This window comes from Streptomyces goshikiensis (genome assembly GCF_014650555.1).
GTDB classification, from domain to species: Bacteria; Actinomycetota; Actinomycetes; order Streptomycetales; family Streptomycetaceae; genus Streptomyces; species Streptomyces goshikiensis.
This window is the reverse complement of record NZ_BMVE01000003.1, coordinates 130907-143671: the sequence shown is the minus strand read 5'-3', so window position 1 is coordinate 143671 and position 12765 is coordinate 130907. Positions and strand designations below refer to the sequence as shown.

Below are 12765 nucleotides of genomic sequence, written 5' to 3'. Positions count from 1 at the left end.
GACGAGCACGGCGCGCCCGTCCCGCGAGGAGCGGGGCGGGCGCGTGGCCGGCGCCGCGGACGGCGGCGTCGCGGACCGGGCGGGCGGGCGCCGGTCAGCCGTACTGCTCCATCGCTTCCTTGATCATCTCCCGGCTCTTCTCCAGGGACGTCGCCGCCATCCGGGCCCGGGTCAGGGCGTTGCGGTAGTCGTCGAGGGCCCGCCGCCGGGTCACGTAGTTCGCGCCGTTGATGTGCTCGACGTAGACCAGCTCGGCCGGCCCCCCGTCACCGAACTGGAGGTGCGTGATCGGGTAGAGCGGCGCGATGCCGTAGCCCCGGGACATCTCGATGACGCGGATGTTCACCTTGGCGCTGTCGAAGGCGCGCAGCAGGTGGGCCAGCTGTCCGCGCATCACGTCGGCGTTGCCGAAGCGGCGGCGCAGGACGCTCTCGTCGAGCAGCACGGTCACCCGGGGCCCGGGCCGGTCGAAGACGAGCTGGCGCCTGATCCGCAGGTCCACCACCCGCTCCACTTCCGCGGCGGAGGCGCTCGGCATCACGGCGCGGACCATCTGCCGGGCGTACTCGCGGGTCTGGAGGAGACCGGGGACGACCATGTTCTCGTAGATGCACATGGCCGTGGCGTCGCCCTCCAGCTGGATCAGGCGCTTGAGGAAGCCGGGCGTGACATCGCTGTACTGCTCGTACCACTCGCAGTCCTGAGCGTGCTGGAGGAGCCGCTCGATCGTCCGCATGTCCTCGGGGCCGACCCCGTAGTGCCGGGCCAGGTCCAGTACGTCGCGCTGTTTGGGAGGGCTCTCCCCGCGCTCCAGCCGGCTGATCTTGGACACCGATCCACGGATCACCGGTGCGACGTCCTTCAGCGTGAGGCCGCGGTCCTCACGCCATCCTCTGAGCTCTCGCCCCAGCATCCGCCCGGCCGCCTCCCTCCCGGGCTCCCGGTCCAGCGGCAGGACGGGGGCGACGGGGCCGGGCTGGTGCTCGGGGAGCGCGGGCATACGAACTCCGATATGACCGGGGTTGAGTGACAGCCCCAGAATGGTGCCTGAATGCCCGCCGCTCCAAGCTTTGGCCCGAGCTTAGACCGTCATCCGGTCAGATGGTCGAACTCGGATCGCTTGGCGCCGTCGACGAACGCCTCGATCTCGGCGGTGGTGAACACCAGCGCCGGCCCGTCGGGGAAGCGCGAGTTCCGCACCGCCACACCGCCGCCGTCCAGCGCGGCGACTTCGACGCAGTTCCCGTTTCCGATGCTGGCGCTGCTCTTCACCCAGACCGCGCCGGGGATTTCGCTCGCCACGACTCCATTGCGTAATTGCATGACTGCCCTCTCATTGTCGGACACGCATGATCACGCAATCCCATATGGGATTGCGTGGCAGGCGCTCATGAGAATGCTAGCCAGGTGCAGGGTGCACGGGAGTCCCTCGAAAGGGTGCCCTGAACTCGCTGCGCGCATATGATCCGACGTCCCTCGGGGAGTGCGCAGCGGTCGCTACCAGATATTACGCATATCGGGCTAATTGGCGGTGCGTCGCCCGGGCGATGCGCCGCTCCCTGGTCATAGTCGTCCGTGGTGACCGCCTGGTCGCCGCCTCCGGCCGCGTGCCGCGGCCGGGCGGATGACTTCCTTCACAGAGGAGCCGGCTCAATGCTGAAGCGTCCCAGGACCATCCTCGCTCTCGCCGCCGGAAGCCTGGTGCTCGGCCTGGTCGGAGCGGGCGTCGCCACGGCGGACGAGGACCCGCTGCCCGAAACCCAGGAACAGGGGAGCGTCATGGACGACGGCTCCGACCAGGGCTGGCCGGGCAGGCAGACCGACAACACCGATGGCACGGACAACGCCGACGAGAACGCCGACGAGAGCGCCACGGAGAACCCCTCCGCGACCCCGAACGGATGGCCGAACGGACGCCCGAACGGTCGTCCCAACGGCCGCCCCAACGGCCGCCCCAGCGGAACCACCACCGACGGCACCGACGCCGCCGCTGCCGCGGCCGCCAGGGCCGTCTACGGCCAGGTCATCTCCCAGGGCCCGCTGAACATCCGCAACAAGCCGTACGTCCACGCGATCAAGCTGGGTACGGTCCAGCCGAACCAGCGGATCGAACTCGTCTGCAAGAACACCGGGGACCCGGTCGACGGCAACAACGTCTGGTACCGCCTCGCCGGCCCCGATTCCCGCTGGGTGGCCGCCCGCTACGTCCGCAACCTCAGCACCGTGAAGGCCTGCCCGGCCCGTCCGCAGGAGCCCCGTCCGCAGCCGATCCCGTAACCCGGCAGCCTCAAGCCGGCGGCACGAGTCCGGCAGCCGGAAGTCCGGCCCCCCGTACCCCGGGCGGCCGGACTTCCGGCGTCAGGACCCGCGTTCAGGGCGCGGGGCGGACCGTCCGCGGACCCACGCACTCGACCCCGAACGCCCCCACCCGCGCGCGCAGTTCACGATCGGCCGTGACCACCACGCAGCCGCGCTCCGCGTACTGCCCGGCCAGCTCCACGATCCGGTCGTCGCCGCTCCCGGGAGCCGGGTCCACCCGTACCCCGGGCACGGACTCGACGCCCCGCGCGGCGCCCTCGACCACGAGGACGATCTCCTCGCCCGCGTCCCGCTCCGCCAGCAGGTCGCGCAGCCGCTCGGCCGCGCCCCGGCGGTCGCGCCACCAGCCGTCGGGCACGGATCCGACGACGTTCGCGGCGTCCACGATCAGTACGGTCACCGCACCCACACTAGAAGTCGCCGTAGTTGACCTGCCAGGTGGGCAGGCCCATCCGGCGCCAGACCGCGACCACCCGGTCCCGGTCGTCCAGCGACATCCGCACCGCGTACCGGTGGCGGACGTGCGCGTCGAACAGCTCGGCCTTCACCACGTCGTCGCGGCGCTGGTCGCCCGACGCGCGCATCCACAGCTCGTCGTACGGCACCTCGTGGCGGGCGAGCCACTCCTCCGTCTCCGCCCGGTGGTCCTCGCTGCGCCCGGACAGCAGGACGATGGTGTCGCCCTCGGCGCGCCTGAACGCGTCCAGCGCGTACCGGACCGGCTCGTTGAGCAGGTCGACCCCGCAGCGGGTGAAGTCGTAGACGTGCCGGTCGCCGGTCAGCGCGAGCGTCCCGTCGATGTCGCACATCACGGCGGCGGGCAGCGCCGGGTCGGCCACGTACGGCGCGACGGGCGGCTCGTCGTTCAGCCACTCGGCGGTCAGCCGCCAGCCGCCCTTGCGGGACCGCTGGTGCTTGTCGGCGAGTATCCGGATGATCTCCTCGCCGACCTGCCGCTCCCGCGCCGCGTCCCGGGCCACGCACTCCTCCACGGACACGTCGGTGAAGTCGTGCACGACGAAGGTGGCGAGCCCCGCGACCGCGGCCTTGAGGCGCTTGGGGATGTGCGGGGTGAGGTGGGTGTTGTCGACGACCACGTCGAAGCCGTCCTCGACCGCCGCGCGCACGGCCGCGTCCTGGATGGCCAGGACGGTCTGTTCGTGCTTGTACGAGCGGCTGTGCTCGGGGTCGGGCACGTCGAGCATGGCCCGCAGGTCGTCGAGGTTGACGCGGCGCATCCGCCCTCCGGCCCCGGCCTGCAGGGCCCGCGCCGCGGTCGTCTTCCCCGAGGCCGGCAACCCCGTCATGACGTGGACGACGGGGCGTACGGGGTCTTCGGACACTGGTCAGTTCTCCTCATCGGTGGTGTACGGGTCGGACGCCTCGGGCCGCACGTCCCGCCAGACGGCGAGCTCGGTGGACCGGCCGTCCAGGCGCAGGAACATCGCGGCGCGCAGCCGGCCGTCGGGCAGCGCCTTCGCGGCCCGCGCGAACGCGCCGCGGTCGCCGGCCAGGTGGGCGAGGTTCCGGAAGGCCTCGTCGACGGCGCGCTCGCGGAGCGCGGCCTCGGCTTCGAGCCGGGCGATGACCTGGCGCACCCAGGCGTCGAACTCGTCGGGCACCTGGTCCAGCAGCGCGTCGAGCGGCTTCTCGCCCCAGGCCTCGATGTCCGCGGCCGTGCATCCCAGGTGCTGCGCCAGCTGCTTGGCGGGCAGGCCGACGAAGCGCTGGATGCCGTGGCCGCGCCAGATGTCCCGCTCGGTGACGCGGGTGAGCACCTTGTGCAGCCGTACGTACTCGGAGATCTTGGCCTTGGCCCGGACTCCGGACGCGAAGCGCAGCACGAAGCCCTCGGCGTCGGTGCCGGTGGCGGCGCGGCCGCCGGGCAGGGTGCTGGACTCGGTCAGCGCGATCAGTTCGGCCAGCGGCATCGCGGGCCACACCGTGACGACGGAGCCTATGGGCTGCCAGTGCGCGGCGGCTTCGGCGAGCGGGACCTCGGTGCCGTCCCGGTCGAAGGCGGCGAGCAGGACCAGGTCCCGGCGGTCGCCGTAGTCGACGACGATGCGGTTCTCCGGGTACAGGATCTCGGCGAGGTAGGTCACGCCGGGGGCCAGGCCCGAGGTGTCCTTCGCGTCGAGGCGGCGCTGCGCCCAGGTGGCCTGGGCACTGATGAAGGAACCCTTGGACGCGACCCGCCAGTGGCCGGCGTAGTGGAAGACGACGGCGAGGCTGCCGTCGACCTTCTCGTACACCTCGAACGGCTCGTCCTGCGGCAGCGGCGGCGCGTACGGCCGGCCCGACTCGTGCTCGCCGACGTTGAAGAACTTCGGCAGCGGCAGGGCGACGACGGCGCCGGTGGTGTCGTCGGCGACGAGGCCTCGACAGCGCGTGGTGACCTGGTTCCACACCTGCTCGTACTGGGCCGTCCGGGTGTAGGTGTAGATGGACAGCGGCAGTTCGGGGTGCGCCTTGCGGGTCACGTGCCCGGCGTCGATGGCGGCCGCCAGGTCCTGGGGCGGCAGCAGGTCGTGCAGAGTCAGGTGGTCCTGGCTCATGGGGTTCCCTCCCGGATTGAGATGCTCCATTCTCACGTGCGGGAGGCACGCTCCGACAGCGAATTACACCTGGTCACCGCAGAGGTGACGGTGCCCGCCGGGCGCTGGGCGGCGGCGCGGCTAGTGGGAGACGCAGAGTTCGTTGCCTTGCGGATCGGCGAGCGTCGTCCAGGTGTAGGGGCCCTGGCTGGCGTCGTGGAGGTGCCGGGCGCCCTTGGCGATCAGGCGCTCGACGACGGCCTTGGGGTCGTCGGAGCCGGTGCGGACGTCGAGGTGGACGCGGTTCTTGACGGTCTTGGCGTCGCTGACGTACTGGAAGAGGACGCGGGGTGCGCGGTCGAGGCCCTCCGGGTGGCGGATCCCGGTGCCGGCCTTCCACACGAGGGTGCCGCGGTGGGTGGTGGTGTCCTCCTCGGTCGCCCGGCCGTCCTCGATCATGCGGCGGATGAAGGCCTCGTCGCTGGACTCGACCTCCCAGCCGAGTGCGTCGGCCCACCAGTCGGCGAGGACGTGCGGTTCGGCGGAGTCGATGGTCACCTGAAACGTGTATGCCATGGCGGGGACCCTACTGAGGTGCGGGCGGGGTCGCCACAGGGAGCGGCGGGCGCGGACGCGTGCCGGGAGGGAACGGGAATGATCCTGCGGAGGCTGTCCGCCCTGCTGTTCCCGCCGGGGCCGGACGGATCGAGCGGGCCGCACGGGGTGGTGGCGCCGCTGCTGATCGTGCTCACCTTCGTGAGCGGGCTGGTGGACGCCGTGAGCTACCTCGGGCTCGACCACGTCTTCGTCGCCAACATGACGGGCAACGTGGTGTTCCTCGGGTTCGCGCTCGCCGGGGACCGCGAACTGTCCGGCGCGGCCACGGTCCTGGCGCTGGGGGCCTTCATCGCCGGGGCCATGGCGGCCGGGCGGCTGCGCCGCGACAGGCCGGCGGCGCGGATGTTCGGGCCGCTGGTGGCGGTGCAGGCGGCCCTGGTGGGCGCCGCGTTCGCCGCGACGTCCTCCGGCGGCGGTCAGCTCGCGGTGGTCGGACTGCTCGCGCTCGGCATGGGCCTGCAGAACGCGGTGGTCCACCGGCTGGCGGTACCGGACCTGACCACGACGGTGGTCACCCGGGCGCTGACGGGGCTGGCCGCCGATCCCTGGGGCGCGCCCGCGCTGCGGCGTCTGGTGTCGGTCGTGGCCCTGCTGTGCGGGGCCTTCGCCGGGGGTCTGCTGACGCTGCACCACGGTTCGCGCTGGGCGCTGCTCGCGGCGGTCGTCCTGCTGGCCTGGGTCGCGGTGGCGGGCCTGCGCGTGGGCGCCGGGAGGAAGCCCGGCTGAGCCCCGGCCGGCCGGGGCAGGGGCCGGTCAGCCGCGGCGGGCGCTCGCACCGGGGGGCCGGCGCGGGGCCCGGCGGGATCGCAGGTGCTCCACGGCGAACGCGACGCAGGTCAGGAGCCAGGCGGCGACGGCGATCCACAGCAGCGGCTCACCCAGCCGGCGCAGCCAGGTCACGCCCGTCGGCGCGGCCGCCGAGAGGCAGGCGGTCGCGGTCATGCCGAGCGGGAAGACGGTGGCCCAGCGCCGGATGTCGTAGCGCGGGCGCGGTCTGCCCAGTTCGGCGGCGAGGAGGACCACGTACCAGACGAGGGACAGGCCGAGCGCGACGAGCGTGACGGTGCGCAGCGCGGTGTGCGTCCAGCCCGTCCAGACGGGTGATTCGAGGAGCTTGGAGCCGGCCAGGGCGGTGAGGGCCAGCGCGCCGCCCGCCACCCAGTGGTCGCCCGCGCCCCTGCACACCTCGCGGAAGTCGAACCGTACGAGCGCGGCGCCGTACAGCAGCAGTCCGAGGCAGAACGCGGCCAGCGCCGCCCGGGCGAGCCACGTCTGCCGGTCCGCCGCGGCGAGCACCGCCGCGAGGAGGGCGAGCCCCTGGGTCGCGACGCAGACGAGGAAGGCCGCCCCGGGCATCCGCCGGTGCCAGTGCCAGTGCGCCACGACGGCGTACGACAGCCCCGGCCAGAGCGCGGCGGCCAGTGCCAGCGCGGCGGCGGCCGCCGCCTGCCATCCCAGCATCGAGAGGCGGGTCCCGAGGACGGTGGTGGCGGCGACCGCCGTCAGCGCGGCCGGGGTGTCGGCCTCGGCGCGGAAGCGGCCGCGGTCGCCGGTCAGCCGGGCGGCGAAATCCCGGGCGAGGACGAGCCAGAGCAGCGCCGCGACGGCGAGGGCCGCGAGGGACAGCGGTTCGTGCCCGATCAGGTGCAGGCCGACGGAGAGGATCCCGGCGGCCATGACGGCCGCGCCCGCCGCCGGGGGCAGTCCGGCCAGCCAGGCGCGCTCGCATGCGGGGTCCACCCCTCCAGCGGACACCCGTGACGGGCGGCGCGCCAGCGCGGTGCGCCGGCCGCGGCGGTCCCCGGCCCGGCGGGTTCAGCGGACGCCGCGGGTACGGAACTGGACGCTGATCCGGGGGCCGACGGCGCGGGCCGATTTGGGGACGGCGTGCTCCATGGTGCGCTGGCAGGAGCCGCCCATCACGACGAGGTCGCCGTGCCCCAGCGGCAGCCGCAGCAGGGTGGCTCCGCCGTCGCGGGGGCGCAGGGTGAGATCGCGGGGGTCTCCGACGGAGACGATCGCGACCATGGTGTCCTCGGTGGCGGAGCGGCCGTTGCGGTCGCCGTGCCAGGCGACGCTGTCGCGGCCGTCGCGGTAGAGGCACAGCCCGGCGGTGGCGAACGGCTCGCCGAGCTCGGCGGCGTAGTGCCGGCTCAGGGCGGTACGGGCGGTGGTGAGGGCCGGGTGCGGGAGGGGCTCCCCCTCGCCGTAGAAGGCGAGCAGCCGGGGCACCTCGACCTCGCGGTCGTACATCTGGCGGCGCTCGGCCCGCCAGGGCACCTGCCCGGCCAGCCGCTCGAACAGTGCGTCGGCCCCGGTCAGCCAGCCGGGCAGGTGGTCCACCCAGGCCCCGGCGCCGAGCTCGGTGCGGCGCAGCCCGCGGAGCGGGCCGAGCCCGGTCTCGTCGGCCTGGTCGAAGAGCGAGCCCTGGAGTGCGTGCATGGATCCAGCCTACCGCGCCACTCGAACAGATGCTCGATTGCCGGGCGGCCACGAGTTGCGCGATCCGGTCCGCGGTGTTTAGGGCGGCCGTTCCCGGTCAGACGCCTCTACGTCCACCCGTCCCGACGCCATGGAGGAACCAGATGTCGCACGGAGAGAAGGCAAAGGCCAAGACCGAGCAGGCCAAGGGCAAGGCCAAGGAGGCCGCCGGCCGCGCCGTGGGCAACGAGAGCCTCACCGCCAAGGGCCGCATGGACCAGGCGAAGGGCGATGCCCGCCAGGCCAAGGAGAAGATCAAGGACGTCCTCAAGGACTGACCCCGCGCATACGGCGCGTCGCCTCCCCGGCACCGGTGCCGGGGAGGCGACGCGCCGTATGCGCGGGGTCAGGTGTTCGGCGAGACGACGGTGAACAGTGCGCCGTCCGGGTCCCGCAGGGTGATCGAACGACTGGTCGCCGAACTCTGCACCGGCGAGACGGCCGCGCCGCCGGACCCGGTCGCGGTCTCCACCGCCTTCTCCAGGTCGAGCACCGAGAAGTGCACGTGCCAGCGCGGCCGGACCTCCGGGTCGGGGGCGGCCTCGACGGCCCCGCCGCTGATCCGCGCCACCGTGTCGTGGCCCCGCCGGACGATGACGTGTCCCTGCTCGTAGGAGACGTCGCAGCAGCCCGGCCGTTCGCAGGCCCAGTCCAGGACCTCCGCGTAGAAGACCGCGGCGGCGAACGCGTCCCGGGTGCGCAGTTCGATCCACGCGGCGGCCCCGTCGCCGCGGAGCGTCCAGTCGGGGATGACCTCGCCCTGCCAGAACCCGAAGACCGCCCCGTCGGGGTCGGCGGCGAGCGCGGCCCGCCCGGTACCGAAGGCGAGCGGCCCCACCGCCGTCGTGGCGCCGCGCTCGCGGATCCGCGCCGCGGTCACGTCCGCGTCGTCCACGGCGAAGTACGGGGTCCAGGCCACCGGGACGCCCAGTCGCAGGGCCAGGGCGCCGATCCCGGCGACCGGCACCCCCTCGTACATGGCCACGGAGAACTGCTCGCCGAGCCGGGTGGGGCGGAATTCCCAGCCCAGCACGGCTCCGTAGAACTCCTGGGCGGAGGCGAGGTCCCGGGCCATCAGGCTGACCCAGCACGGCGCGCCGAACATCTCATGGCTGGACGTGGACACGGTTACCGGCCTCCTCGCCACGCGGCAGTGACTGACCTTCCGGATTCACGGTAGTGGCAGACGCCGGACAAGGCCGTGAAGTGCGCGTTCCACCGCCCGCGCGGCGCCCGGGGCCGCAGCCCGCCGCGCCGCCGCCGGGCCGGCCGCCCGCGACCGGATCACGGCCCGGCGAGAATCGCCGCACCCCACCGGGGTATCTCGACCGACCTCAGGCCACCGGCAGTGCTACAAATGGTTCGTGGCCCATCCTTGCAACCCGTGCCGGGGACGTCGGTGCGGTCACTGAGACGAAATCGCCCGCGAAGCGTCGCCCGACAGGTATTCGTCCTTCAGGTGGCGGTCGTGGTGCTGCTCGCCGCCGGGGCGGTCCTCGCGCTGGTACTGCAGTCGCGCCATGACGTCGACCGCGAGGCCCGCGCCCGTTCGGTCGCGGTGGCCGAGACCTTCGCCCACTCGCTCGGACTGCGCGCCGCGCTCAAGACCCCGGATCCCACGAAGATCCTCCAGCCGCTCACCGAGGCGACGCGCAAGGCCTCCGGGATGGACTTCATCGTCGTGATGGACACCCAGGGGATCCGCTACACCCATCCCCTCCCCGACCGCATCGGCAAGAAGTTCGTCGGCACCATCGAGCCCTCGCTGGCCGGCGAGGTGTACACGGAGAGCGTGAAGGGGCCGCTGGGCCAGGAGATCCAGGCGGTCGTGCCGGTGTTCTCCCCCGACGGCAAGGTCGAGGCACTGGTGTCGGCGGGCCTCACGGTCAAGAACGTCACCGGCGTGGTCAACCGGCAGCTCCCCGTCATCCTCGGCGCCAGCGCGGCGGGCCTGGCCCTGGCCACCGCCGGCGCGGCGCTGATCAGCCGGCGCCTGCGGCGGCAGACCCACGGGCTCGGCCCGCTGGAGATGACCCGGATGTACGAGCACCACGACGCGGTGCTGCACGCCGTCCGGGAGGGCGTCCTGATCACCGACGGGGGCGGGGTGCTGCTGCTCGCCAACGACGAGGCGAAACGGCTGCTGCGGCTGCCCGCGGACTCCGAGGGCCGGCGCGTCGACCAGCTGGGGCTGGAGCGGCACCTGGCCGAGCTGCTGCTGTCCGGCCGGGTGGCCACCGACGAGGTGCAGGAGGCCGGGGAGCGGCTGCTGGTGATCAACCAGCGGCCCACCAAGCCCGGCGGCGGCCCCGAGGGCGCCGCGGTGACCATCCGGGACTCCACCGAGATGCAGGTGCTCAGCACCCGCGCCGAGGCGGCCCGCAGGCGGCTGAAGCTGCTGTACGACGCCGGGGTGGGCGTGGGCACCACCCTGGACGTGGAGCGGACCGCCCAGGAGCTGGCGGACGTCGCGGTGCCCCGGTTCGCGGACTTCGCGACGGTGGACCTGGCGGAGCAGGTGCTGCACGGCGACGAGCCCACCGCCGCGGCGGCGGTGGACCTGCGCCGCACCGGGTTCAGCGGGATCCGCGACGACGTCCCGCTGTACCCTCGCGGCCGGCTGATCGACTTCGTGCCCTCCACCCCGCAGGCGCGCGGGCTGAGCAGCGGCCGGGCCGAGGTGGTCGCCGAGCTGGCCGACGCGGCCGGCTGGCACGCCCAGGACCCGCCGCGGGCGCGGGCCATCGTCGAGTACGGCGTGCACTCCCTGATCACGGCCCCGCTCAAGTCCCGCGGGGTGGTCCTGGGAGTGGTCAACTTCTGGCGCTCGCAGAAGCCGGAGCCCTTCGACGAGGAGGACCTGTCGCTGGCTGAGGAGCTGGTGGCGCGGGCCGGCGTCAGCATCGACAACGCGCGCCGCTACACCCGCGAGCACGCCCTCGCCGTGACCCTCCAGCGCAGCCTGCTGCCGCGCGACCTGCCCGAGCAGAACGCCGTGGAGGTGGCCCACTACTACCTGCCCGCGCAGTCCGGGGTCGGCGGCGACTGGTTCGACGTGATCCCGCTGCCCGGCAGCCGGGTGGCGCTCGTCGTCGGCGACGTGGTCGGGCACGGGCTGCACGCCGCGGCGGCCATGGGCCGGCTGCGCACGGCCGTGCTCAACTTCTCCTCGCTGGACCTGCCGCCGGACGAACTGCTGACCCGGCTGGACGACCTGGTGCAGTACATCGACCAGAACGCGGAGGGCGACGGCTCCCAGAGCGGCCTGCTCGGCGCGACCTGCATGTACGCCGTGTACGACTCGGTGAACCAGCGCTGCACGGTGGCGCGGGCGGGGCACGTGCCGCCGGCGCTGGTGCACCCGGACGGCACGGTGGAGATCCCCGAGCTGCCCGCGGGGGCGCCGCTGGGGCTGGGCGGGTTCCCGTTCGAGTCGGCGGAGCTGGAGCTGAGCGAGGGCACCCAGCTGGTGCTGTACACCGACGGGCTGGTCGAGGACCGGGCCCGGGACATCGACGAGGGCCTCGACCTGCTGCGCGCGGCGCTGGCCCACGCCGACCGCAGGCCGCAGGACACCTGCCGGGCGGTCCTCGAACAGCTGCTGCCGGTGCGGCCCCGGGACGACGTGGCCCTGCTGGTGGCCCGGACGTCGGCGCTGCCGGCGGACCACATCGCCGAGTGGGACGTGCCGTTCGAGCCGAGCGCGGTCGGGACCATAAGGGCCAAGGCCACGGCGAAGCTGGAGGAGTGGGGGCTCTCGGAGCTCTCCTTCGGGACGGAACTGGTGCTGAGCGAGCTGATCACCAACGCCATCCGGCACGGCGCCGAGCCGGTCCGGGTGCGGCTGCTGTTCGACCGGGTGCTGACCTGCGAGGTCTTCGACGGCAGCAGCAGCTCGCCGCGGCTGCACTACGCCACCACCACGGACGAGGGGGGCCGCGGGCTCTTCCTGGTGGCGCAGCTCAGCCGCCGGTGGGGGGCCAGGTACACGCCCGAGGGCAAGGTCATCTGGTCCGAGCAGCCCCTGCCGGATCCCGAGGCGGCCGGGGAATGAAACCGCTGGTGCGGGCGGCGTACGCGGCGTAGCCGGGGCGGTCCGCCATGCGGGCCACCAGCAGGCGCTTGCCGCTGCCCTCGGTCAGCAGCAGGGTCATGGCGACCGGGGAGACCAGGGACAGCAGTGCGGTCTGCCAGGTGCCGCAGGCCATCAGGTAGAGGCCCCACCAGACCAGGAAGTCGCCGAAGTGGTTGGGGTGGCGCGTCCACGCCCACAGGCCCCGGTCCATGACGGTGCCATGGTGGGCGGGATCGGCCTTGAAGCGGGCGAGCTGGTGGTCCCCCACGGCCTCGAAGGCCAGCCCCGCCGCCCACAGGACGGCTCCGAGGACGGTGAGGGCGCCGATGGGCGCGGCGACGTACGAGGCGGCCTGCACGGGCAGCGAGACCAGCCAGACCAGCCCTGCCCGGAGCAGGTGGACCTTGCGCAGTGCGCGCAGGTCCGGGTCGCCGCGCCCGTGGGCGAGGAGCTCCGCGTAGCGCGGGTCCTCGCCCTGGCCCCGGCAGCGCCAGGCGATGTGGGCGGCCAGCCGCACGCCCCACAGGAGCGTGGCGGCGGCGACCAGGAGCCGGCGGCCGTCGTTCCCGTACCCCTCGGAGAGGCCGTACGTGGCCGCGGCGACGGCGGCGAAGGCGAGGCCCCGGGCGATGTCCGCGAGCCGGTGCAGGCCCCTGATGAGCGCGACGGAGAAGGTGATCAGCATGACCGCGAAGGCGGTGGCGGCGGCCGCGGCCAGGTTGGCCCACAGGGCCT

At 73.5% G+C, this 12765-nt stretch carries 14 protein-coding genes; 4 read left to right on the top strand and 10 right to left on the bottom strand.

Annotated elements, in window-relative coordinates:
- Nucleotides 1-94: 94 nt before the first annotated feature.
- Both IE248_RS10745 and IE248_RS10740 read right to left on the bottom strand, forming a co-directional pair.
- Complete coding sequence (locus IE248_RS10745) at nucleotides 95-1000, bottom strand: helix-turn-helix domain-containing protein (RefSeq protein ID WP_037798733.1); 906 nt, start codon at nucleotides 998-1000, stop codon at nucleotides 95-97.
- Between the two features lie 89 nt (nucleotides 1001-1089).
- Nucleotides 1090-1323: a DUF397 domain-containing protein gene (locus tag IE248_RS10740; RefSeq protein ID WP_037798732.1), complete on the bottom strand. Its 234-nt coding sequence runs from the start codon at nucleotides 1321-1323 to the stop codon at nucleotides 1090-1092.
- A 330-nt stretch (nucleotides 1324-1653) separates the two neighbouring features.
- Between IE248_RS10740 and IE248_RS10735 the strand changes: the two genes are divergently transcribed.
- Nucleotides 1654-2277 (top strand): hypothetical protein, encoded by a 624-nt coding sequence (locus IE248_RS10735; RefSeq protein ID WP_190030587.1) that lies wholly within the window; start codon nucleotides 1654-1656, stop codon nucleotides 2275-2277.
- Nucleotides 2278-2371: 94 nt separating this feature from the next.
- Here the strand turns inward: IE248_RS10735 and IE248_RS10730 are convergent, their stop codons facing one another.
- The 4 genes from IE248_RS10730 to IE248_RS10715 form a co-directional block, all read right to left on the bottom strand.
- On the bottom strand, nucleotides 2372-2719 hold the full coding sequence (locus IE248_RS10730; protein ID WP_373301504.1) for a PIN domain-containing protein: 348 nt from the start codon (nucleotides 2717-2719) through the stop codon (nucleotides 2372-2374).
- A gap of 10 nt (nucleotides 2720-2729) precedes the next feature.
- Nucleotides 2730-3662, bottom strand: coding sequence for a phosphatase domain-containing protein (locus tag IE248_RS10725; RefSeq protein ID WP_229895246.1), 933 nt, complete (start codon nucleotides 3660-3662; stop codon nucleotides 2730-2732).
- Between the two features lie 3 nt (nucleotides 3663-3665).
- Nucleotides 3666-4877, bottom strand: coding sequence for a T4 RnlA family RNA ligase (locus tag IE248_RS10720; protein WP_190030586.1), 1212 nt, complete (start codon nucleotides 4875-4877; stop codon nucleotides 3666-3668).
- Between the two features lie 120 nt (nucleotides 4878-4997).
- Nucleotides 4998-5432 carry a VOC family protein gene (locus tag IE248_RS10715; RefSeq protein ID WP_037798729.1) on the bottom strand — a complete coding sequence of 145 codons (435 nt, stop codon included), beginning with the start codon at nucleotides 5430-5432 and terminating at the stop codon, nucleotides 4998-5000.
- 78 nt (nucleotides 5433-5510) lie between these two features.
- Between IE248_RS10715 and IE248_RS10710 the strand changes: the two genes are divergently transcribed.
- On the top strand, nucleotides 5511-6200 hold the full coding sequence (locus tag IE248_RS10710) for a YoaK family protein (protein WP_079196291.1): 690 nt from the start codon (nucleotides 5511-5513) through the stop codon (nucleotides 6198-6200).
- A gap of 27 nt (nucleotides 6201-6227) precedes the next feature.
- Here the strand turns inward: IE248_RS10710 and IE248_RS10705 are convergent, their stop codons facing one another.
- Both IE248_RS10705 and IE248_RS10700 read right to left on the bottom strand, forming a co-directional pair.
- Entirely contained in the window at nucleotides 6228-7214 is a 987-nt protein-coding gene (locus tag IE248_RS10705; protein ID WP_268254041.1) for an SLAC1 family transporter, read from the bottom strand.
- A 75-nt stretch (nucleotides 7215-7289) separates the two neighbouring features.
- A complete protein-coding gene (locus IE248_RS10700; protein ID WP_190030585.1) occupies nucleotides 7290-7916 on the bottom strand; it encodes an alpha-ketoglutarate-dependent dioxygenase AlkB in 627 nt (208 codons plus the stop codon).
- A gap of 143 nt (nucleotides 7917-8059) precedes the next feature.
- Here IE248_RS10700 and IE248_RS10695 point away from each other — a divergent pair, with 143 nt between their 5' ends.
- Complete coding sequence (locus IE248_RS10695) at nucleotides 8060-8233, top strand: CsbD family protein (RefSeq protein ID WP_073798520.1); 174 nt, start codon at nucleotides 8060-8062, stop codon at nucleotides 8231-8233.
- A gap of 68 nt (nucleotides 8234-8301) precedes the next feature.
- On the opposite strand, the gene IE248_RS10690 is transcribed toward IE248_RS10695, so the two are convergent.
- Entirely contained in the window at nucleotides 8302-9030 is a 729-nt protein-coding gene (locus IE248_RS10690) for a VOC family protein (protein WP_073779351.1), read from the bottom strand.
- Nucleotides 9031-9312: 282 nt separating this feature from the next.
- On the opposite strand from IE248_RS10690, the gene IE248_RS10685 reads away from it, so the two are divergent.
- Nucleotides 9313-12009, top strand: coding sequence for a SpoIIE family protein phosphatase (locus tag IE248_RS10685; protein ID WP_073798519.1), 2697 nt, complete (start codon nucleotides 9313-9315; stop codon nucleotides 12007-12009).
- Here IE248_RS10685 and IE248_RS10680 read toward each other — a convergent pair.
- Nucleotides 11960-12715, bottom strand: coding sequence for a DUF1295 domain-containing protein (locus IE248_RS10680; RefSeq protein ID WP_229895291.1), 756 nt, complete (start codon nucleotides 12713-12715; stop codon nucleotides 11960-11962). The two genes, IE248_RS10685 and IE248_RS10680, sit on opposite strands and share 50 nt — an antisense overlap.
- Between the last annotated feature and the right edge of the window lie 50 nt (nucleotides 12716-12765).

Coding starts and splice junctions, on each gene's coding strand:
- IE248_RS10745 (WP_037798733.1), bottom strand. CDS start 1,000: ATGCCCGCGCTCCCCGAGCACCAGCCCGGCCCCGTCGCCCCCGTCCTG.
- IE248_RS10740 (WP_037798732.1), bottom strand. CDS start 1,323: ATGCAATTACGCAATGGAGTCGTGGCGAGCGAAATCCCCGGCGCGGTC.
- IE248_RS10735 (WP_190030587.1), top strand. CDS start 1,654: ATGCTGAAGCGTCCCAGGACCATCCTCGCTCTCGCCGCCGGAAGCCTG.
- IE248_RS10720 (WP_190030586.1), bottom strand. CDS start 4,877: ATGAGCCAGGACCACCTGACTCTGCACGACCTGCTGCCGCCCCAGGAC.
- IE248_RS10715 (WP_037798729.1), bottom strand. CDS start 5,432: ATGGCATACACGTTTCAGGTGACCATCGACTCCGCCGAACCGCACGTC.
- IE248_RS10710 (WP_079196291.1), top strand. CDS start 5,511: ATGATCCTGCGGAGGCTGTCCGCCCTGCTGTTCCCGCCGGGGCCGGAC.
- IE248_RS10700 (WP_190030585.1), bottom strand. CDS start 7,916: ATGCACGCACTCCAGGGCTCGCTCTTCGACCAGGCCGACGAGACCGGG.
- IE248_RS10695 (WP_073798520.1), top strand. CDS start 8,060: ATGTCGCACGGAGAGAAGGCAAAGGCCAAGACCGAGCAGGCCAAGGGC.
- IE248_RS10690 (WP_073779351.1), bottom strand. CDS start 9,030: ATGGCCCGGGACCTCGCCTCCGCCCAGGAGTTCTACGGAGCCGTGCTG.
- IE248_RS10685 (WP_073798519.1), top strand. CDS start 9,313: ATGGTTCGTGGCCCATCCTTGCAACCCGTGCCGGGGACGTCGGTGCGG.
- IE248_RS10680 (WP_229895291.1), bottom strand. CDS start 12,715: ATGCTGATCACCTTCTCCGTCGCGCTCATCAGGGGCCTGCACCGGCTC.